Origin of the sequence: Oceanobacillus manasiensis (assembly GCF_000724085.1) — a bacterium.
Lineage (GTDB): Bacteria > Bacillota > Bacilli > Bacillales > Amphibacillaceae > Oceanobacillus_B > Oceanobacillus_B manasiensis.
This window is the reverse complement of the sequence record NZ_CCDL010000001.1, coordinates 1,431,964-1,451,457: the sequence shown is the minus strand read 5'-3', so window position 1 is coordinate 1,451,457 and position 19,494 is coordinate 1,431,964. Positions and strand designations below refer to the sequence as shown.

Genomic DNA, 19,494 nt, shown 5'->3' with positions numbered 1-19,494 from the left:
CCCAAGTAAAATAATTGAAAATTTCAACTTGGAGTTAATTATATTAATGAATAAGACTGAATTCAATGAAAATACACACTAGGACTTAAATTCATTTCGAAGACAAAGCAATTTAACCTTCATATAAAGCTTTTGAAATACCATAAGAATATTGTAGTCTTTCAATATGAAAGCTAAAAACATGAAAAATAAAAGCAACCAGTACCTTCTGTACCCGTACTGGTTGCTTTATTTACTGTTGAGTACGTTGTTCTAAGTTAATCCACTTTCCATTAAAAAAATTCTTTAACTTGCTTCTCTATAGTAAGATTTTTTATCCGACTGTAGCACCCGATATCCAACTAGGAAGGAGATTGACAGCATTGCAATAGATAAATAAAGCCAGCAACGAGATCACAAGGTCTCATTACTGGCTGTTCTCTCTTTCCGAAAAAGCATACCTAAAAATGGTGGTACTCCAATTACGATAACGAGAATGCGAATAAGCTGTAGGGAACTGACGATAGCAGGATCCCCATCAAGACTATATGCTGTTAACACCATTTCAAACAAGCCACCAGGTGCAATGCTAAGTATCGCTGTAACATAATCAAGAGATGTCAGACTGGCCAAAATGGCTCCTAGTAGAATTGAAAAAGCTATGATAATAAGGGAAGTCCCAAAGTAGACGATAGACATCTTCCCACCAGCTTTTAAATCGCGAAACAGAATATTTTTTCCTAGGCTCACTCCAACAGCTACTTGTGCTGCGTTCATAAGCAGGGGTGGAATGGATGGGAGATCAACTATACTAATATTGAGAAATGCCGTTACACCTATAGCTCCAATGATCATCCCAGCCGGTATTTTTTTGTTTAAATATAAACCTGCTAATGCAGGAAGTATAAACCACAGATAGCTAGTAGGTGAACCAAGGACGAATTCTGTAGTGGCCTGCCCACTCGTGGTGCTTCCTGTCCCTTGACCGAATAGTAAAGCCATCACAGATGGAACGGTAAAAAGAACTGTGACGAGACGGATCGTTTGAAAAATCACAACCAATGACGTACGTGCATGAAATGCCTCACTTGCTAATGTCATTTCAGACAAGCCCCCTGGAATCCCCCCAAAGATACTTGTCATGCTGTCTACTTTCACCCATGGAAGCTTTGTCACCGCTATACTTAACAATATACTTGCAGAAATAAGCAGGAGCGTTAGCAAAATATATGGTAGAAAATAAGGAAACACCGTCTGGAACGTTTCCAACGTGAAATATAGTCCAAAATAAATTCCTAGTATAATAAAGCCTGTATTTTTAAGTGGAGCCGGAATATAGGCATCCTGCTTAAGCAGCCCTTGTGCAATAAAGGTAAACGTTAGGGCACCAAGTACCCAAGGGAGGGGCATATGTAAAAGGGTAAAGAGATAGCCACCAATCGAAGCTAGCCCTAATGTAATAATTAGGCGCAGTAATTTTTCATACATGTTAAAACTCCTTACTATTCTTTCTCTAAAACTAGCATACCATGATTTTGTTCTCTCAACGTATTTGTTGACCAATACAACATTTTTCGTTACTATTACGTTGTACGATATAACACAAAACGTAATAACGAGGTGGAGCTATGCAATCACTTGATCGATTTTCTGAGCCTGCTTTATTTATCCTAATTAGTTTGGCTGAAGGTGAAAAACATGGCTATGCGATTATGGAAGATATTGAGCAACAGTATCATAAAAAACTTAGCCCTGGAACGTTATATGGTGCCATCAGCCGAATGGAAAAGCTGGAACTCATTGAAGCAATGCCTCTACAAAATAGGAGAAAGCCATATAAAATTACCTCAACAGGCAAAGCATATCTTGAAGAAAGTTTAAAAGAATTGGAACAAGTGACGACATTGGGACGCAGGAGGCTTGGTTTATTATGAAATGGCTACTCTATGTGTATCCAAAAAGTGGCGTGAACGTTACGGGGAAGAATTGTAATATATACTAAGAATGGAAAAGCCAACCATTCGAGATGTATTGAACATCTTATTCCACGGTTTCTTGGAACGATTACTTGCTGGGAAAGATATGGTCAAATCTTCATCGCATACATCGCTCTATTATTTACAAAATAGTTTTTCCCTGTTTCTTTTACTTATCGTTGTGTGTGCATTTACTGGATATTGCCTTTCCATGGCTCCCATACCTGATTTCTCCATAGGATGGATTTTGCTGTTCAGTGTGATCGCCATGTCCTATTTTTGCTATGAATGTGGCATAATAAAGGTTTTGTTTCTTTTTCAAAAGCACACAAAATAAGAAAAGCGAGGAAAAATCATGATTTATACCATGTTAAAAGATGTTAAGACGATGCTCAGCTTTTCCGCTTCTATTATTGGAAGCATTATTGCCATCTTGTTAGCAGCAAGAGATTTGGATGGATGGGTATTTTTTATTGTATTATCCCTCCTCCTTCTAGCGCTAAGCGTAACGCGTGCAAGTCGGTTGTATAACCAGAAAAACACATGAAAAGGAGAGAAAAGTGGAAGCTTTTCTCTCCTTTTTGCTACTTTAACCCGGTGTAACCGTCCGTAAGACTCCCGCTTCAAAACATGAAGTAAAACCGTTAGTTTTTAGTGGGAGTAAACGGACGCTAACACCCCGATTCGTTCAACTAACAATCAGTGGTAGATATTGAAAACTCCTACTGATTGAAGTTTCACTTTACATATGTACTGTAGTTCTAACCGTATTTTGCTTCACGAGCTGTCCATCTTTAATGACTGTTGTGATATTTTCTTTATTTTCTAGACTGCGGATGTCCGTAAGTGGATTGGTCTTCGTAATGATTAGATCCGCTACTTTTCCAGTTTCCAATGTACCTAGTTTGTTATCCCAACCCATACATTCAGCAGCCACTTTTGTCGTTGCCTGTAGAGCTTCCATTGGGGACATCCCTATCTCACACATTAGGCCAAGCTCTCTTAAGTTGGTACCATGTGGCATTACGCCAGCATCCGTTCCCATTGCGATTTTCACTCCCGCACGATGAGCCTTGGCAATACTATTTTTATGGATCTCAGCAACCTCTTTTGACTTTTCTACCGCATAGGCTGGCATGTCATTCGTTGTTTCGGCCAACTCCAGTACAGATACCGGCGCAAGCAATGTTGGCACTAAGTACGTACCGTGCTTTAACATTAAATCAATTGCCTCATCGTCCAAGTAAATACCATGTTCAATTGAATGTATTCCGGCACGCACTGCATTTTTTATCCCCTCAGATCCTTGAGCATGGGCCATTACCTTTACTCCATTACGGAATCTCGCTTCCCTCACAATAATCTCCAACTCTTCTTTGGAGAATTGCGTGAATTCTGGATGGTCAGTAGGACTAAGCACCCCTCCTGTTGCGTGTACCTTTATAATATCAGCTCCTGCACGTAGCATTTCACGCACCTTTTTGTGTACTTGATCAGGGCCGTCACATATCCCATCAGGCATGGAAGGGTAAGTTGCATTTGTAACATCTATGCCAGATCGCATCCAAGAATCTCCATGGCCACCAGTAATGGTAAGGGGATTAATGCTTACCTGCATTCTTGGTCCAACAATTAATCCTTCTTCAATCGCTTGTTTCACACCAACATCGGTAAAACCTGCATCCCTTACAGAAGTGATCCCGATATCAATCGTTTTCTTTAAATAATCCATCGCCTGGTAAAAACGCAAGGAGAAAGGTATTTCCAATGTTTTTTGCATCTCTGCTTTTTGGAACATCATGTGAACATGGGTATCAAACAGACCTGGTAAAATGTAGCCTCCATCAGCATCGACTACTTTTGCGTCAGGTTTTAGTGATGCCAATTCTGCTTCTTTTCCCACTGCCTCAATTTTCCCATCGTTTAGTAGTACAGCAGCCTTTTCTACTGGTTCTCCTCCATTGCCATCAATCAACGTACCGTTCTTTACAAATGTGTATGTCATATGTAATGCTCCCCTTCTATTAAATTTTATAGTGTACCCACAAGAATACTTGCAATGACAATCGATGCAATCGTGACGGTCGTAAATCCACCGACCAGCATCGGTGTTAAAATCTCGTTAAAAATTGCCTTTCTTTCCTTCTCATCCTTTCCTATACTTCTGCTGACTTCCTCACAGATAATATAATCACCAGGAAACCCGAATAGTGCTGTTAAGGCAACAGGTATTCCTTTATTTGGATTCCATTTAAATAATTTAGAACTGAAATAGCCACCAATTAAAATTCCGATTATCCCAACCACCATAATCAAAAGCACCTCTGGAAGATAGTCCGTAAACATGGATGGTGTGATCGAATTCATGGAAGACATCACAACAACAATTAAGAGTGCCATCGTTATCCCAAAGGAATTTGCCTTCTCCATCATACTTCCTTGATAGAAGCCAAAATAGGTTCCAATAATGCCTATTCCAAGTGCCCATAGACTATAATTAATGCCAGTCAGGGATCCAAGAACTACCGCTATGGCAGCACCTAAAAATACTTGAAAAAGAAGAATAACCTGTGTTTGGTATTTTTCCGGAAGCAAGCTTTTCTTGCTTTTTTCTTGCTTATCTTTCGTAGCGGCTACTGTCTGATAGCCTGTCTCACGCAGTTCTTTTTGTATGGAGACGCCAAGCTTACGTAAAAAAAATGCAGCAAGTGGCATTCCAACAAAATTTTGAATCCCTAAAATGAGTGCCGGAATGGTGATTAAGCTAACTAGTCCAAGTTCCTGCAAACGTTCTGATGTAATAACAAATGCGATAATTCCACCTGTTAATGGCCCTAATCCAACCACAGAAGATGTGTAGCCAACAATCGGTGTGACCAATGAAATGACAAGCACTACGGCGACAAGGATCCCGGATAAGGCAATAAGAACTGCCTTATACTGCTCCTTCAGTTGTTTAAAAGGGATTAATGTCCCCATATGCACAATCAGCACCGCTGGCAAAATAGAAGCGAAAGCGGAAATATTCGCCTTGTCGGCTATATCAGGTGGAAAAACACCTGTCCAAAGTAAGAGTAAATAACCGAACATCACGACAAATAACATCGGGATTCTTGCTCTGGAAACAACGGATAAAAATTCTCCCAATGCGAATAAGGCAAATATTAGCATGGCAGCAACAATGGGCTCGTCTATCATGAGGATCAGCTTCTTTCTCTACTAAATTTGTTCCTGCGTTACATTGTGACATCACTTTAACGAAGTAAACAGTAAAAGATTATTACCCATTCTATGCCCCTATTTTTAAATTGTCAATATATTTTTTATAAATAAAATATTTGGATTTTAATGTTAAACACGACCATTTCTGTTAAATCAAAACACACTTGAAAATTCTTTATGCGGGGGTGTGGATGAAGGTACTTCTATTTGCAATTAACGTACTGTAGAATGACGATGCATGCAAAATGGCATTGATTTCTAGTCGTTCACTGTATATGTCTTGATGCATAATATGCTCTTTAGATGGCTTCTTCCCTTCAATCCGAACAAAGGGAGAAGTCACTTATATCCATTTCCCATAAATAGGTTCAACTTGCCGATAGAAGGAATACTTGGCGGGATAATAATCCTCAAATTATGATTCTGTTTTGACATTAACTGTATTAAACCAGGCAACACCGACATTGCAATTTTCTATGAGTTGGGCATATGCAGCCATTCCTTTAGGAACTCTGCTGTTACTACTTAATACAACCGCTGTCATGATTGAAGATAGAAAAAGTACAACATTCGAGAGAGGTGAAGCGCAATGATACTAGCACATATTTTGTATCCATTATTATCTTATTTATTTTAGGAGTTCCTGTTGCGATCTCACTAGGTTTATCATCAAGCACCTCCTTGTCTCATATTAAGCCAATCCCCTTTACAACTAGCCAATTTTCCTGTAGGATTGTTCGGGTATTTATTTACTTAGGTAAATATATAAAAGAGGTGGTTGTAAGTGAAGGATGTAGAAAACCGGGATATTATGCACGCCTTAAATCAAGGGTTCCGTTATACAGTGAAAGAGTTAAACACGAGATTAAAAGGTTTTGACTTATATGCTTCCCAGTGGGCGATTCTCTACTGTCTAGACAGGTTTGGGACGATGACGCAGACTGAGATTTGGAAGTATTTAAATACAGAGGCTCCTACTGTGACTCGGACTCTAGTTCGCCTTGAAGAAAACGGGTGGATTAGTAGGAAGCAAGGTAAGGATAAACGAGAACGCATTATTGAATTAACTCCATTAGCAATTGAAAAAATTCCACAAGTGAAGGACTCCGTGGCAAGCTTCGATCAAGAGATGCTTTCTTCTCTATCACAACAAGAAAAGAACCAATTATTTACGCTTTTAGGAAAACTGAAATCAGCAGGAGAGAATACAGAATGAAAAACCAATTAGAAAAGATATGGACGAAAAGTTTTATTAGCATTTCGATAACACAATTTTTATTGTTTGTTGTATTTTATACATTATTAACAACCCTTCCCCTCTATGTCATTCAAAACATGGGTGGAACGGAAGCTCAAGGTGGTCTAGTCGTCACATCGATGCTGATTGCTGCCATTATTGTAAGACCTGTATCAGCTGGTCTACTTGATAGAATAGGGAAGAAAAAAGGTCTTGTATTAAGTATTAGCATTTTTACGCTTACAACGTTTTTCTATATAGGGATTGAATCCTTTGTTCCCTTAATGATTTTGCGTTTCATTCATGGTCTTTCCTTTGGCGTAATAACCACGGCTACAGGAGCTATTGCTGCCGATATCATTCCAGCCTCACGCCGGGGAGCAGGCCTAGGATATTTTGCAATGGCTATGAATCTTGCAGTCGTAGTGGGACCATTTATAGGCTTAACCTTGCTACAATTTGTTAGCTTCCAGACATTATTTATTATTCTAAGTATATTTATGATTGCCGGGATCTTATCCGCCTTGCTTGTCACCGTTCAAGAAACGGAAGATGTAAAAACTACGATAAAAAAAGAAAAGTTTTCTATTCACAGTTTAATAGAATTAAAAGCATTGCCTATTGCAATTATTGCTAGCTTTATTGCTCTTGCGTACGCTAGTATCGTCTCATTCATTTCGGTGTATACAGAGTCAATTGGGCTAGCAGCTGCATCAAGCTTTTTCTTCCTCGTCTTCGCTGGTGTAATGCTACTATCCAGACCATCTCTAGGGAGAGCCTTTGACAGCAGGGGAGCACGTTTTGTCATCCTTCCATGCCTGCTATTTTTTGTGGCAGGTCTCGTTGTATTAAGTATTACAACTACTCCCTTGATGCTTTTCATTGCAGCAGCTTTAATTGGACTTGGTTATGGCACATTGCTGCCAAGCTTCCAAACGATGGCAATTCAGTCAACTGAGCCAACACGAAGCGGCCATGCAACCGCGACTTTCTTTATGCTATATGATGCGGGTATTGCATTAGGCTCCTTCATTTGGGGACTGGTTGTAGCAGGTTTTGGCTATCAGAGCCTATACTTGATTTGTGCCGCCGTTGTCCTTGTCGTAATGGTAATGTTTAATACGTATTATAAAAAACAACAAAAACTTCAAAACGCTTAGCTAACGAAAAACACAGTACAGAGCCAAATGGCTAGTACTGTGTTTCTTTTTACTTTATTAAAAATGCCGCCCTGCTCGAGCCTTCCTTCGTTTTCTTCACTTCCAGAACAGCTGGGAAAATTGCTTTCAGTTCTTGAACATGTGAAATAACGCCAATCATTCTTCCTGATTGTTGTAGGTCCACCAATGTGTCGATTGCTTTATTTAACGCTTCTTCATCTAGTGTTCCAAACCCTTCATCAATAAACATCGTCTTGATGGAGATGTTTCCTTGGAAGCTTTGAATAACATCTGACATACCTAGTGCTAAACATAATGATGCGTTAAATTTCTCACCGCCAGATAACGTTTTGACATCCCTAGTCTGTCCAGTGTAAGCATCATGTACATCAAGGGCAAGCCCGCTCTGTCGGCCATGTGACTCTTGGCGGTCACTACGCATGAGGAAATATTGCCCGTTTGATAATGGTTTAAGCCTATGGTTGGCCGCATCAATTATTTGCTCCAGGTATTCAATCTGCAAGTACCGTTCAAAGGAAACTTTACGGTTATTCTGTCCGCGAATGGCATCATACAAATCTGAAACCGTTCTTAGCTTCCTCTCGAGTTCTCCTGATGCTTCACTTGCCTTTTCAATGTTTTGCTGTAGATCCTTCGTTTCCTGATGATAGTTTCTCGACTCATGCCATGTTTTTAGTGCGTTCTCATAAGCTGCTTTCAGCTCAGCAAGTTCTGCTTCAATTGTCGTCAGGTCAACCTTCTGCTTATCCTTCAACTCGGTTTGCAGTTCTGTTACCTGCTCTTTTACTGTCGAAAGTGTTTGCTTAAATTGTTCTATACTGTTCTTAAGTTTCGTTCGCTCATCTTCAGTAAGCGTTGCTTCATGATAGTCTGTTTCCGTTGCAAATCCTGACTCGTTTAAAGCACTTGTAAATTGCTTTTCCACTTCCTCACGCTTCGCAGTTGTTTCGTGGAACTGTTTTTGTACATGGGTAAGCCGTTCCCCGGCCTTCGCCTGCATTTCCTTCACCTGTTGAAACTTCTTCTGGATAGACTCCCATGCATTTTCCAACATTTCCTGCTGCTTTTTAGCCTGCTGGATTTTCTGTTCCAATTCCGATAACACCCGAACTTCTTCAGGAATGTTATTTACCCTGTCCTGGTAAACTGCTTTCGACGTATCGTAAGAGGATTTGATTTCTTGGTATGCTTTCTCTTTTTCTTGAACTGTCGCTTCTAATTGCTTTGTTGTTTCTTTTAATTGCTCATAGCTTTTCTTCTCTCTTGCTAGCTCTTTCCGTGCTTCTTCAAGCTGTGCTATTTCCTGCTTAAGCGCCGTTCCCATTTGGGTGAGTTTATCCTTCCTCTGTTCCGCATTTTCCAATGAAATCGAATGGCTATTAAGCTCCTGAGCTTTTTCTTTAACTTGAGATGATGCAGTCTGATAATTTGCCACTGCTTCTTTATATTTACTATCGACAAGGTCGAATTCCTGTTTTCCTTTATCCAGTTGTTCCTTGGTAACGGAATTTGCACTCGTTACCGCTTTTTGCGGGTGGTCAAGACTACCACAAACAGGACAGGCCTCCCCATCATGCAAGTGTGTAGCTAGTAGTGTCGCCTGGTTGCTAATCCAGTTTTCTTCAAGCTTTAAAGAGATACTCCTTTTCTCTTCAACCACTTTCTTTTGCTGGCTAATTTCTGTTTCAATAGTAGCTAAATGATCTTTCCATTTAAGATAATCCATGACGAGTTTTATCTGCTCGCGCATTTTCCCTAATTGCCGTTCTTTATCTGGCAGCTTTTCCACCTGTTGATCGAGTGTTTTTATTTTTTTATCTACTTGCTCAGCCAGACTTTTCTGCTTTTCAAGCTTTTCTTTCGCCTGTTGCCATTCCGTATACGTAGCTTTACCTTGCTGATGCAATCTTTGAAGTCGTTGTTTCGCCTCATCCATTTCCTTCACTACTGGTAAATAGTCATGAAGTTTGTCCAATTCTTTGCGGACCGCTTCTCGCTCAGCCTTTTTGTTCTCTTCTTTCTCATAGGCCGCTTGGACTTCCACTCTTTTTTCATCCATCTGCTTCTGATTTAGTTCCGCTTCTTTGCGTGCTTCTTGTTTTGCAATCTCATCACGACGCCATTCTTCCCGCTGCTTTTCATATGGTGCTAGGCTTTGTGCTCGTTCTGCTTGTTCAAGTTGGACTTCTTTTTTCTTGAATAGGTCTGTTTGGTTTTCTAATTCCTTGAGGCGATTCTCTTTTTGTTCCAACACAGCAAAGCGTTCATTTTGTGCTTTTGAATGGTGATAGATAGTCTGTTTCTCATTATGACGCTTGTATGCATCTTCATAGACAGCCTTGTCTTCCACGATTTTCGCCTCGTAAAACTGTCGCTCTTCTTCAAGCGCATCCAGTACCTGCTTTGTATTCTGGTACTCTGTCTCCAGAAGTGGAAAAAGGGTTCCGTTTTCTCGCTTCGGTAAGGTTTGTGAAATCGCTCCTATATGTTGATCACGCTCTCGTTTAGCTTGCTTATAGGCGTCATCCATAACGAGCCGCTTCTGTTTAATCTTTTCCGTAATATGCTTATATGGTTCTGTTTTAAAAAGTCTGCGTAAAATTTCTTCCTTGTTTTCTGTTTGTGAAGTTAATAGTTTACGAAACTCGCCTTGAGGTAACATAACAATTTGTTTGAACTGATCTTGTGTCAATCCAATCAGTTGCTCAATCTTCTTATCAATCTCTGAGACCATTTGTCTGTCCACAGCTGGTACTTCGTGGCCATTCGTCGTTTCAAAGAATTCGTATCGTTCACCGGTCTTTGTTTTATTTCCTTGTTTAACATGCCCTAATTGCCGAAGGACTCGATACGTTCGCTCATTTAAAGCAAACTCAAGTTCCACTGATGTATGGGTGTCATCATCAGCAAAATCACTGCGTAGCATGGTATTATTTTCTCTATCCTGACCACTTGCCGAACCGTACAAAGCAAAGCTGATGCCATCAAAGATGGTGGTCTTTCCTGCACCAGTGTTCCCTGATATGACAAATAAACGGTTCTCCTTTAAGTCTGTAAAATTGATCGATTCTTTTTCTTTATATGGTCCAAAAGCTGTTAAGGTTAACTTTAATGGTTTCATATCGCCGCTCGCTCCTTACCGCCTGCCGTGGCAACTAATTGGTTACTGCATTACTTGCTTTATGGGTAGATGTCGTTTCATTTTCTTCTTTTAATAATTCATCTAGTACTTCTTTAAAAAGCTGTTCTGCTTCTTCTGATGCCTCCGTGCCTTTTACCTCTTTATAAAAAGCGTGAAATAATTCAATGTCGCTCATTTTTGTCCGCTCCATTTTTTCAGTAGAGACTTCAGAGTAAGGGGAAAACAAATAATTTTTTCGTTCTACATGCATGGCATTCGGGTAAACAGAGCGAACTTTTTCCATCGGTGAAAGGACAGCTGTTTCATCAGTTAGGTTGATAAATACATAGTCTTCGTTAATTGGGTGCTCTAGCAATTCATCAAGTAATGCTTCCACTGTACGGATATCTCGACGTGGCTGAAGTTCTTTTTTCTCCAAAGAGACATTGCCCTTCCCGTCCATTTCTACAATAAAGTAGCCTTTCTTGTGATTTTCTTCCGATACGGAATACTTTAACGGTGATCCGGCATAGCGTATTGTTTCATTTGTTACATAGTGGGCCTTGTGTAAATGACCGAGCGCTGTATAATGAAACCCCTCAAAATGGGCTGCATCGACATACTCTGATCCACCAATGGACAATGGGCGTTCCGATTCACTTGTGTTCGCTTCTTCCTCTCCATATGGTGTGACAAATGCATGTCCAACAAGCACGTGACGAGCTTGCGGATCCATGGAAGCTTTTATTTCTTCTGTTATTTTTCTCATAGCATCATTGTGAGAACGAATCTCTTCATCTTCAAATATATTTCGTACTACACTAGGGTCACAGAATGGAACGAGATGAAAATGTACTTCACCATGTTCATCATGCAGAATGATAGGTTCCATTTCTTTTTGTAGATTTCCAGTAATATGACAGCCGTTATCGCGCATGATTTTACTACCAAAGTTTATTCGCCCTGGGCTATCATGGTTGCCAGCAATAGCCAACACTGGTGTTTTTAGCTGTAGCACAATTTTATCCAACGTGTCATTAAGCAAATGAACAGCATCGGTTGGGGGGACGGCTCTGTCATAAAGATCGCCGGCGATAATAACGGCATCTGGTTTTTCCTCTTCAATTGCCTGAACAAATTGCTTCAGTATGTACTCCTGGTCTTCTGTCATGTACACACCTTGCACAAGTTTCCCAAGGTGCCAGTCTGCTGTATGAAAAATTTTCATCGGGTAGTCCTCCTTTATATCTATCTTGTTTAGTTACATTGTGTTTGGGGAGCTCATTAAGTGTGGGGTCTAAGAAAAGGGTACTAAAAAAGAATGATTGCACAAAGGCATCACATTTAACCATTGTGCAATGATTAGCTATGCTGCTGTTTTAATTTGTAAATTTCTTTCTCAAGGTGAAGCGTCTTATCTGCCCAGAAGGCTGTCTCTACAAGAGGCGTGAAATTTTGTGTTATGTCTTCCTTTTGATTGGTAATGATTTCAACAAGATCCCGATATGCCTGTGTAGTTTGCGAAGTTAGCAGCTCTATCTTTTCTTCTACCTTGTCGAGGCGTTTTTCTACTTGCGCAAAACGCTCTTCCATTTGTACAAAGCGATTTTCCACCTGTGCAAATTGCTTGTCCACTTGACCAAATCGTTCTTCCATTCGCGCAAATTGCTTGTCCACTTGGCCGAATCGTTCTTCCATTCGTGCAAATTGCTTGTCCACTTGGCCGAATCGTTCTTCCACCTTTGCAAAACGTTTTTCCATGTTGGCTTCTAATACTTCTATTTTTTTATTTGTTTCGACCTGATTATCAAGAATTTGCTGTAATATTTCGTTCGTCTCCAACTCATCACCTCCTATATTTATTATAAAGTGAAACTTCAATCTGTGGGGGATTTTTGTTCTACTCCCACTGATTGTTAGTTGAACCAATCAGGGTGTTAGCATCCGTTTACTGCCACTCAAAACTACGGCTTCACTTCATGTTTTAAAGGGATGACTTACGGACGCTTACACCGGGATAAATTAATTTTCATCCACACACCATATCAATCTACGAACCTTTTGCCAGTTATAACGAGATAAAACTTCTAGTTCTAACGTTAAGCTATTCTAGTAAAAATGTAAAATGAATAAAAGGCCATTTCTCCGTCCAATTTTATCCTTAAAATACAATTATCTATTAGGGAAAACAACAAAATGAGAGTGCCTAATTCCTTTAAAATAAAAAGATCAATCTGCACATTTTATTAGTTACCATTACCAAGCTTTGCGAACCCTTTCTCCTCAAAATAAAAAACAGAGAAAAGCAACAGGCAGCCTCTCTCTGTTTGTACGTTATTTCCTATCATTACCCAATAAAGTGAAACTTCAATCAGTGGGGGTTTTCATTCTTCCCCCACTGATTGTTAGTTGAACGAATCGGGCATGTTAGTCCGTTACTCCCACTAAAAACGAACTGTTTCACTTCATGTTTTGAAGTGGGAGTCTTACGGACGGTTACTCCGGGAGAAATTTCACACACACAACTTCTGGTACATCTATTACTTCATCTGTCTGCGTTAATTTCCCAGTTGATTCGTCTCGTTTAAACAATACGACATTTCCGGTATGTTGATTGGAGGCAAGCAGGAATTTTTCGGTTGGATCTAGTACGAAATCCCGTGGCCAGTCCCCTCCTGAAGGAGTACGCTCAACTAGAGAAAGTTCACCTGTCTCTTCATTAACAGCAAAAACGGCAATACTGTTATGTCCTCTATTTCCTGTGTAAACGAATTTCCCATCTGAAGTAACGTGAATTGCGCTAGCATCATTTGTTTCGTTGAAATCTTCCGGAATCGCTTTAATATACTGCTTTTCGGTAAAGCTTCCAGTTGCTGCATCATAATCCAAAACAATAACTTCTGAGCGAAGCTCTGTAAGCAAGTATGCTGTCTTGCCATTTGGATGGAAGGCAATATGACGTGGGCCACTTCCCTCTTTGACAGTCAACGTGTTTACATGAACCAGCTCGTCCTTTTCCTGTTTATACGTGACAAGCTTATCAGTCCCAAGATCAGCCACTACTATATATTTTCCATCTGGTGTATAGCCTGTGAAATGTACATGCGGTTTCTCCTGGCGATCGTGTGGGCCACTTCCTTCATGTTTTAAAAACTTACCTTGCTCCAGTTCATGATTGCTGTCAACCTTGTGGAGCCCGATTTCCCCTTTATGATAATTTCCTGTTACGACTACTCCGTCCTTCTCGTCCACATGACATGGTGGCGCACCTTCGACAAGCTGACCATTGATCGACTTTAGTTCACCTGAATCCCGCGCAATTTCATAGGCATGAATCCCGCCCAAGTCTCCATCCTGAGCAACAGAATATAGATACTTTTTATCTTCACTAATGGTTAAATATGTAGGACTACCTACCTTAGCGGCAACCTCTGCTTTGCTCAATGTTGCTTTTTCCGTATCCAGTACAAACCGATAGATACCTTCGCTCGTCTTTCGTGTGTATGTTCCTGCATAACCGATAAATTTTGCTGTCATACGTATCTTCCTTTCTAAGTTTGTTGAGTATAGACTAATTGTATCATGTTACCCTCTAACTAACGAAAATATCGCTCGCTTTTTGTTATGATAGTAGTATGAAAGAAAATGGAGGGGGTCAATTTGAATCACATTGGAATTGATGCAGGAGGAACTCTTATAAAACACAGCAAAAAGCCATGAACTTTAAACGTTACATGGCTTTTTTCTTCTAAAAATTAATCCAACGCTAATGCCAAGGACCCTTTTAAACCAGCTTGGGAACCAAGACCAGGCAAGGAAATATAATCCTCAATATGTTCAGTGATTTGAGGCTTTTTGATATACCCATTCAAAAGTTCCACTGTTTGCTTTTGAATCTGCTCTAGCAAACCTGGGTGCTGTGATACTCAATGAATCGCTTTTGGCTTAAACATCTATTCGTAACGTATTGGGATAATCCCATACTTTTTCCACATTTGTGCCATTCACGTTCCTACTCTTTTCCCTATAGTAAGACCACACGCATAAAGTGAAACTTCAATCAGTGGGGACCGTTTTTTAAACCACTGATTGTTAGTTGAACGAATCGGACTTTTACTAGCAGTTGACCCTCTTAAAGTTAGAGGTCTTACAGACAGTCTAGCCGAGATAAATCAGCGAAAGATGGTGAAAAGGATGGAATTACTAAGCTTTCAAGGACTTTGTCATATCGTTGGAATCCCTCAGCAAACAGGGAAACATTGGATAAAGGAGTTCTCGATGTACATTCCAAAGACCCAACAAGATGATACAACCTACTTTCTCACTGAAGCAATTGATGTGATGCGTTTCATTAAAAAGTGTAAATATCAAAATATGGGAACCACAAAAATCACAAAACAGCTTGCAGGGAGAAGTTTTCCAATGCGTGTAGACAATTCACAAACCGAAGTTTATATAGAATGCGAACATAAAATTAATTATGATACTGCTAATATTGCAGCATTTATGCGTAATATCGGGACAACCATATCGCATGTGGCAGCACATAAAAAGATGCTTCAAGATATAGAAGAAACACAAATTCATCATCAGGAACAGATTAGAATAATTCAAATTTATAAAGAAGAAATCCGTCAGTTAAAGAAAGACAACTATCTGTTAAAAAAGCAACGTATGTTGGCAGATGAGAATACGTTGAAGAAGCAGCAGTTAGCAAAATTGTTTGAACCAACAAAAAGTTAAAAACAAATAATTTGAACCCACTTTCCTAAGAGAGTATATTGAATTTGCTTAAGTAAAAAGTAAATTAGAAGTATTCCTTAATCTAAAATCGGAGGTAGAAGATATGGAAACAAACACTAAAGTAGCCATTGTGACTGGTGGCGGAAGTGGACTAGGAAAAGAAACAGCATTGAAACTTGCCGAGAATGGGGCTTCCATTACAATTGTTGATGTATCTGAGAAAAGTGGTAAGGAGACCGTTGAACTAATTAAAGCTAAAGGAGGAGAGTCCATTTTTGTAAAAGCGGATGTTAGTAAGGCGGAAGAAGTGAAAACATATGTAGAAAAAACAGTGGCAGAGTTTGGGCGGATCGATATGTTCTTTAATAATGCAGGAATTTCCGGACCAGGTCTAAAATTAGCTGACCACACTATTGAACAATTCGACCAAATCATTGACATTAATTTAAAAGGTGCCATTTATGGTATGAAGTATGTTATTCCGGAAATGCTTAAAACAGGCGGCGGTTCGATCGTAAACACTGCTTCAACTGCAGGTGTTGTTGGTGTCTCAAATGTTAGCCCATATGCAGCAACCAAGCACGGGATTGTCGGACTAACTAAAACGGCAGCAATAGAATATGGTAAAGAAAACATTCAAGTGAATGCAATTGCACCAGGAACAACCGAAACACCAATGGTAAAAGAATTTGGGGAACAAAATCCGGAAACAATGAAAGCCACGGTTGATAGCATTCCAGCAGGACGACTAGGAAAACCAGAAGAAGTTGCAAATCTAGTGTCCTTCCTGCTTGGAGGACAAGCACCTTACATTACAGGTGTGGTTGTACCAATCGATGGCGGTGTAACAGCACAATAATTGATAGGAGTGGAAAATTTTGCAATTTAAAGATAAAGTCGTACTTATTACAGGCGCTGCCGGCGGTATTGGAATCGCAGCAGCAAAAGCTTTTCAACAAGAAGGAGCAAAACTTGCCCTTGTGGACTTGAAGAAAGAAGCATTAGAAGAGGCTGCAAGCTCTCTTGAAGACTCTAATGTCCTACTCCTTGATGCCAATGTAACAAAAGAAGAAGAAGTTAAAAATTATGTAGAGAAAACAAAAGAACATTTTGGCCAAATTGATGTGTTCATCAATAATGCCGGGATTAATGGAGCGTTTGGAAATCTTACAGAACAAACAGCAGATAACTTTAATGCTGTATTTGGTGTAAATGTGATGGGCGCCTTCTTTGGCTTGAAATATGTGCTAGACATAATGAAAGAGCAAAAATCTGGTGCTGTCGTGAACACCGCATCAAATGGTGGATTACTTGGTGCTCCAGGCATGGGAGCTTATGCTGCTTCTAAACATGCAGTCATCGGTTTGAATAAAACTGCTGCATTAGAAATGGCAGAATACGGTGTTCGTGTTAATGCTGTTGCTCCTTCTGGTGTCGATACAGCAATGATGAAATCTATTGAAACAAACGCAATGGGTGAAAACACCGAAGAAGCCAGAAAACAATTTGAAGCATCTGTTCCAATGAACCGGTATGCAACAGCTGAAGAGATTGCAGACTTAATGGTCTTTCTATCATCTGATAAAGCTTCCTTTATTAGTGGTTCTTATTACAGAATTGATGGCGCACAAGGTGCTACATCTGTATAATATGAACAAGTTCAACCCCCAGTAGTTTTTAGCTGCTGGGGGTTTTTAAGAATTTTTTCGTTCCACTATGTTTTTATGGCGTTTTCCGTTTTATTCTTAATTACCTGGTGGTCGATTACGCTTGTATTTGTTGTCGTTTTTCATGTCATTAATTTCTTCCTTGCTTTTGTTCTTTGTTTTTGTTTTTCCTTTTGCCATCTATTATCCCTCCTTCACTTCCTTTCTAGTCTGATCCGAATTTTAAAATTCATGTAAAGTTATATTGAGAGGCAAACCCTTTAGTCTTTTTTCTTTAAATATCTATAATTTTCAGATTGCGTCCAGGATGAACAGGATAGAAGTTTAGACATAGCTAAAGCAGTCCATTAGACTGCTTTTTTATTTCGCCCTTATCAACCTGTTTCCTGGAAAAATAACTCTGCTGTATGTAAATGTTCTATTGATATTGCCTTTGAAATTTCTCTACCCAAGCAGTATCTATTGGACCATTTACTACCTTATAGTAATCTCCCCCATTATAAACATGAATTCGATCCTCATAAACGCCTGCAATCTGGGGTTTCCCGTTATTATAAATGGTAACCTCAAAGCCTTCTACTCCTGACACATCACTAAACCACTCGGCATCTTTCATCTTTTTCACTTCGTAGTTACTGAGAAAAGCAAATAATTCTTCAGCTGCTTTTCTTTCCTCCGTTTTCCAATAATTAAACTCCTCATGATTAGAAAAATACAAGTAATCAAAATTCGAAACATCTGAACCCATAACCTCTTCTAATCCCTTTTCTCTATATTCATTCACTAAAAAAAGACCATATAGACTAATGGGTACAACGGCCAAGAGCACAATAAATCTCTTGAAATTTCGACTCTTTTCCAGTCCATTCCCAAGACACAAAATAACCAGCTTCTCTGAAATAAATGCAGCAATGGGAATGATGATAAGCAGATAAAGCACAAAAAAGATAATAGTAAAAAAGGATGAATACCAGGATAAAAATCCATCTACAAAAGAAAAGGTACTATATGTAATGATAAAACTTAAAGTGATGAAAAATATCCAAAATAAAACCTTTCCTTTATTCATTTACTCAACTCCTTCTACGGCCTTTTTCATTTATTTTAACATTCGGATTATGAATCGTATACGTTACCATTTACTTTTTTTGGAATTTTTGTGAATTAATTCACAATCAGTTTAATCCACTTATAAAACAGGTATAGTACAATAGTACTGAATTCTAGAAGTTATTTTACTAGGAGGTCGTTGTAATGAAAGCAGCAGTATGGTATGACAAGAAAGATATGCGAATTGAAGATCGTGAATTGAGACCATTAAAAGATACAGAAGTAAAAGTAAAAGTAGCCTGGGCAGGAATTTGCGGAAGTGACCTGCATGAATATGAGCACGGACCAATCACTGTGCCAGTAGATGAAAAAGAACCACTAACTGGTGACAAAGCGCCTTTTACATTCGGGCATGAATTTGCTGGTGTTGTAGAAGAGATTGGCGTAGATGTCACAGAATTTAAAGCAGGCGATCGCGTCGCGGTGAACCCTACCTTAACTTATGGGAATAAAGAAGAAGGTTTGGACATATATGACGGGTTTGCATTTATAGGACTTCATACAGACGGCGGTTTTACAGACTACGCCAACGTGCCTGCAACAAACGTGTATCATTTACCAGATTCATTAACATTACAAGACGGTGCGATTACAGAGCCGACAGCAGTTGCAGTACAGGCGGTTAAAGAAAGTGAAATGTCCTTCGGTGATACAGTTGCCGTATTTGGTGCTGGTCCGATCGGATTACTCACTATCATTGCAGCCAGAGCAGCAGGTGCTACCAACATTATTGCACTTGATTTATCTGAAACCCGCTTACAAAAAGCAAAAGAACTCGGAGCAACCCACTGTATTAATTCGGGTGAAACAGATCCAGTCAAAGGCATTTTCGAAATTGAACCAGAAGGCGTCGATGTATCCTTTGAAGTGGCTGGCGTAGAAGCTACTTTCCAACAATCTATTAATGCAACAAAGCCACGTGGGATGATGGTAATCGTATCTATTTTCTCTAAACCAATCACATGGAACCCATTCCAACTAACTGGAAAAGGCGTGCGCATCACATCATCTGCAGCATATGCGCCATCTACTTTCCAGAAAACCATTGACTTGATGGCAGCAGGACAGCTCAAGCCACAAGGTGTGATTACAGATAATATTAAGCTTGATGATATTGTGGAAAAAGGTTTTGAGGCTTTATCCAATGATAAATCCCAAGCGAAAATTCTTGTGGAGTTAAGTGGAGAGAAATAAGTAGAGAATCTTATTTAAAGTAAATTTAACTTTCCTAAAATAGAAAGGGCAAGTATAGAAGTAT

At 39.5% G+C, this 19,494-nt stretch carries 18 protein-coding genes; 9 read left to right on the top strand and 9 right to left on the bottom strand.

Annotated elements, in window-relative coordinates; all coding sequences use genetic code 11:
• Positions 1–393 precede the first annotated feature (393 nt).
• Complete coding sequence (locus tag BN985_RS07145) at positions 394–1,542, bottom strand: AbrB family transcriptional regulator (RefSeq protein ID WP_269635265.1); 1,149 nt, start codon at positions 1,540–1,542, stop codon at positions 394–396.
• 65 nt (positions 1,543–1,607) lie between these two features.
• Between BN985_RS07145 and BN985_RS07140 the strand changes: the two genes are divergently transcribed.
• Both BN985_RS07140 and BN985_RS07135 read left to right on the top strand, forming a co-directional pair.
• Positions 1,608–1,913: a PadR family transcriptional regulator gene (locus tag BN985_RS07140; protein WP_042222124.1), complete on the top strand. Its 306-nt coding sequence runs from the start codon at positions 1,608–1,610 to the stop codon at positions 1,911–1,913.
• Between the two features lie 397 nt (positions 1,914–2,310).
• Positions 2,311–2,502 (top strand): hypothetical protein, encoded by a 192-nt coding sequence (locus BN985_RS07135; RefSeq protein WP_042222122.1) that lies wholly within the window; start codon positions 2,311–2,313, stop codon positions 2,500–2,502.
• A gap of 195 nt (positions 2,503–2,697) precedes the next feature.
• Here the strand turns inward: BN985_RS07135 and BN985_RS07130 are convergent, their stop codons facing one another.
• The 3 genes from BN985_RS07130 to BN985_RS19010 all read right to left on the bottom strand — a co-directional run bounded on the left by BN985_RS07130 (position 2,698) and on the right by BN985_RS19010 (position 5,466).
• Positions 2,698–3,960, bottom strand: coding sequence for a metal-dependent hydrolase family protein (locus tag BN985_RS07130; RefSeq protein WP_042222120.1), 1,263 nt, complete (start codon positions 3,958–3,960; stop codon positions 2,698–2,700).
• A gap of 26 nt (positions 3,961–3,986) precedes the next feature.
• Positions 3,987–5,153 carry a hypothetical protein gene (locus BN985_RS07125; RefSeq protein ID WP_042222119.1) on the bottom strand — a complete coding sequence of 389 codons (1,167 nt, stop codon included), beginning with the start codon at positions 5,151–5,153 and terminating at the stop codon, positions 3,987–3,989.
• 199 nt (positions 5,154–5,352) lie between these two features.
• Entirely contained in the window at positions 5,353–5,466 is a 114-nt protein-coding gene (locus tag BN985_RS19010; protein WP_156960114.1) for a hypothetical protein, read from the bottom strand.
• Positions 5,467–5,605: 139 nt separating this feature from the next.
• On the opposite strand from BN985_RS19010, the gene BN985_RS19005 reads away from it, so the two are divergent.
• The 3 genes from BN985_RS19005 to BN985_RS07115 all read left to right on the top strand — a co-directional run bounded on the left by BN985_RS19005 (position 5,606) and on the right by BN985_RS07115 (position 7,574).
• The gene (locus tag BN985_RS19005; protein ID WP_156960092.1) at positions 5,606–5,770 is read left to right on the top strand and encodes a hypothetical protein; all 165 of its coding nucleotides are present in this window, start codon (positions 5,606–5,608) and stop codon (positions 5,768–5,770) included.
• Positions 5,771–5,961: 191 nt separating this feature from the next.
• The gene (locus BN985_RS07120) at positions 5,962–6,393 is read left to right on the top strand and encodes a MarR family winged helix-turn-helix transcriptional regulator (protein ID WP_232225553.1); all 432 of its coding nucleotides are present in this window, start codon (positions 5,962–5,964) and stop codon (positions 6,391–6,393) included.
• The gene (locus tag BN985_RS07115; protein WP_042222117.1) at positions 6,390–7,574 is read left to right on the top strand and encodes an MFS transporter; all 1,185 of its coding nucleotides are present in this window, start codon (positions 6,390–6,392) and stop codon (positions 7,572–7,574) included. The genes BN985_RS07120 and BN985_RS07115 overlap by 4 nt, the downstream gene beginning before the upstream one ends.
• Positions 7,575–7,623: 49 nt before the next feature.
• Here the strand turns inward: BN985_RS07115 and BN985_RS19650 are convergent, their stop codons facing one another.
• The 4 genes from BN985_RS19650 to BN985_RS07095 all read right to left on the bottom strand — a co-directional run bounded on the left by BN985_RS19650 (position 7,624) and on the right by BN985_RS07095 (position 14,253).
• Entirely contained in the window at positions 7,624–10,716 is a 3,093-nt protein-coding gene (locus BN985_RS19650) for an AAA family ATPase (RefSeq protein WP_042222116.1), read from the bottom strand.
• A 34-nt stretch (positions 10,717–10,750) separates the two neighbouring features.
• Positions 10,751–11,944: an exonuclease SbcCD subunit D gene (locus BN985_RS07105; protein ID WP_042222114.1), complete on the bottom strand. Its 1,194-nt coding sequence runs from the start codon at positions 11,942–11,944 to the stop codon at positions 10,751–10,753.
• A 134-nt stretch (positions 11,945–12,078) separates the two neighbouring features.
• Positions 12,079–12,558 (bottom strand): hypothetical protein, encoded by a 480-nt coding sequence (locus BN985_RS07100; RefSeq protein ID WP_052360634.1) that lies wholly within the window; start codon positions 12,556–12,558, stop codon positions 12,079–12,081.
• A 654-nt stretch (positions 12,559–13,212) separates the two neighbouring features.
• On the bottom strand, positions 13,213–14,253 hold the full coding sequence (locus BN985_RS07095) for a lactonase family protein (protein WP_042222113.1): 1,041 nt from the start codon (positions 14,251–14,253) through the stop codon (positions 13,213–13,215).
• Positions 14,254–14,994: 741 nt separating this feature from the next.
• On the opposite strand from BN985_RS07095, the gene BN985_RS07090 reads away from it, so the two are divergent.
• The 3 genes from BN985_RS07090 to BN985_RS07080 all read left to right on the top strand — a co-directional run bounded on the left by BN985_RS07090 (position 14,995) and on the right by BN985_RS07080 (position 17,108).
• A complete protein-coding gene (locus tag BN985_RS07090; RefSeq protein WP_232225552.1) occupies positions 14,995–15,459 on the top strand; it encodes a hypothetical protein in 465 nt (154 codons plus the stop codon).
• A 103-nt stretch (positions 15,460–15,562) separates the two neighbouring features.
• Positions 15,563–16,318, top strand: coding sequence for an SDR family NAD(P)-dependent oxidoreductase (locus tag BN985_RS07085; protein ID WP_042222109.1), 756 nt, complete (start codon positions 15,563–15,565; stop codon positions 16,316–16,318).
• Between the two features lie 19 nt (positions 16,319–16,337).
• On the top strand, positions 16,338–17,108 hold the full coding sequence (locus BN985_RS07080; protein ID WP_042222107.1) for an SDR family NAD(P)-dependent oxidoreductase: 771 nt from the start codon (positions 16,338–16,340) through the stop codon (positions 17,106–17,108).
• A 436-nt stretch (positions 17,109–17,544) separates the two neighbouring features.
• On the opposite strand, the gene BN985_RS07075 is transcribed toward BN985_RS07080, so the two are convergent.
• Positions 17,545–18,195: a hypothetical protein gene (locus BN985_RS07075; protein ID WP_042222106.1), complete on the bottom strand. Its 651-nt coding sequence runs from the start codon at positions 18,193–18,195 to the stop codon at positions 17,545–17,547.
• 185 nt (positions 18,196–18,380) lie between these two features.
• Between BN985_RS07075 and BN985_RS07070 the strand changes: the two genes are divergently transcribed.
• Entirely contained in the window at positions 18,381–19,430 is a 1,050-nt protein-coding gene (locus tag BN985_RS07070) for a 2,3-butanediol dehydrogenase (RefSeq protein WP_042222104.1), read from the top strand.
• The last annotated feature ends 64 nt before the right edge of the window (positions 19,431–19,494 follow it).

Coding starts and splice junctions, on each gene's coding strand:
- BN985_RS07070 (WP_042222104.1), top strand. CDS start 18,381: ATGAAAGCAGCAGTATGGTATGACAAGAAAGATATGCGAATTGAAGAT.
- BN985_RS19010 (WP_156960114.1), bottom strand. CDS start 5,466: ATGCATCAAGACATATACAGTGAACGACTAGAAATCAATGCCATTTTG.
- BN985_RS07085 (WP_042222109.1), top strand. CDS start 15,563: ATGGAAACAAACACTAAAGTAGCCATTGTGACTGGTGGCGGAAGTGGA.
- BN985_RS07090 (WP_232225552.1), top strand. CDS start 14,995: ATGTACATTCCAAAGACCCAACAAGATGATACAACCTACTTTCTCACT.
- BN985_RS07135 (WP_042222122.1), top strand. CDS start 2,311: ATGATTTATACCATGTTAAAAGATGTTAAGACGATGCTCAGCTTTTCC.
- BN985_RS07125 (WP_042222119.1), bottom strand. CDS start 5,153: ATGATAGACGAGCCCATTGTTGCTGCCATGCTAATATTTGCCTTATTC.
- BN985_RS19650 (WP_042222116.1), bottom strand. CDS start 10,716: ATGAAACCATTAAAGTTAACCTTAACAGCTTTTGGACCATATAAAGAA.
- BN985_RS07115 (WP_042222117.1), top strand. CDS start 6,390: ATGAAAAACCAATTAGAAAAGATATGGACGAAAAGTTTTATTAGCATT.
- BN985_RS07105 (WP_042222114.1), bottom strand. CDS start 11,944: ATGAAAATTTTTCATACAGCAGACTGGCACCTTGGGAAACTTGTGCAA.
- BN985_RS07140 (WP_042222124.1), top strand. CDS start 1,608: ATGCAATCACTTGATCGATTTTCTGAGCCTGCTTTATTTATCCTAATT.
- BN985_RS07075 (WP_042222106.1), bottom strand. CDS start 18,195: ATGAATAAAGGAAAGGTTTTATTTTGGATATTTTTCATCACTTTAAGT.
- BN985_RS07095 (WP_042222113.1), bottom strand. CDS start 14,253: ATGACAGCAAAATTTATCGGTTATGCAGGAACATACACACGAAAGACG.
- BN985_RS07130 (WP_042222120.1), bottom strand. CDS start 3,960: ATGACATACACATTTGTAAAGAACGGTACGTTGATTGATGGCAATGGA.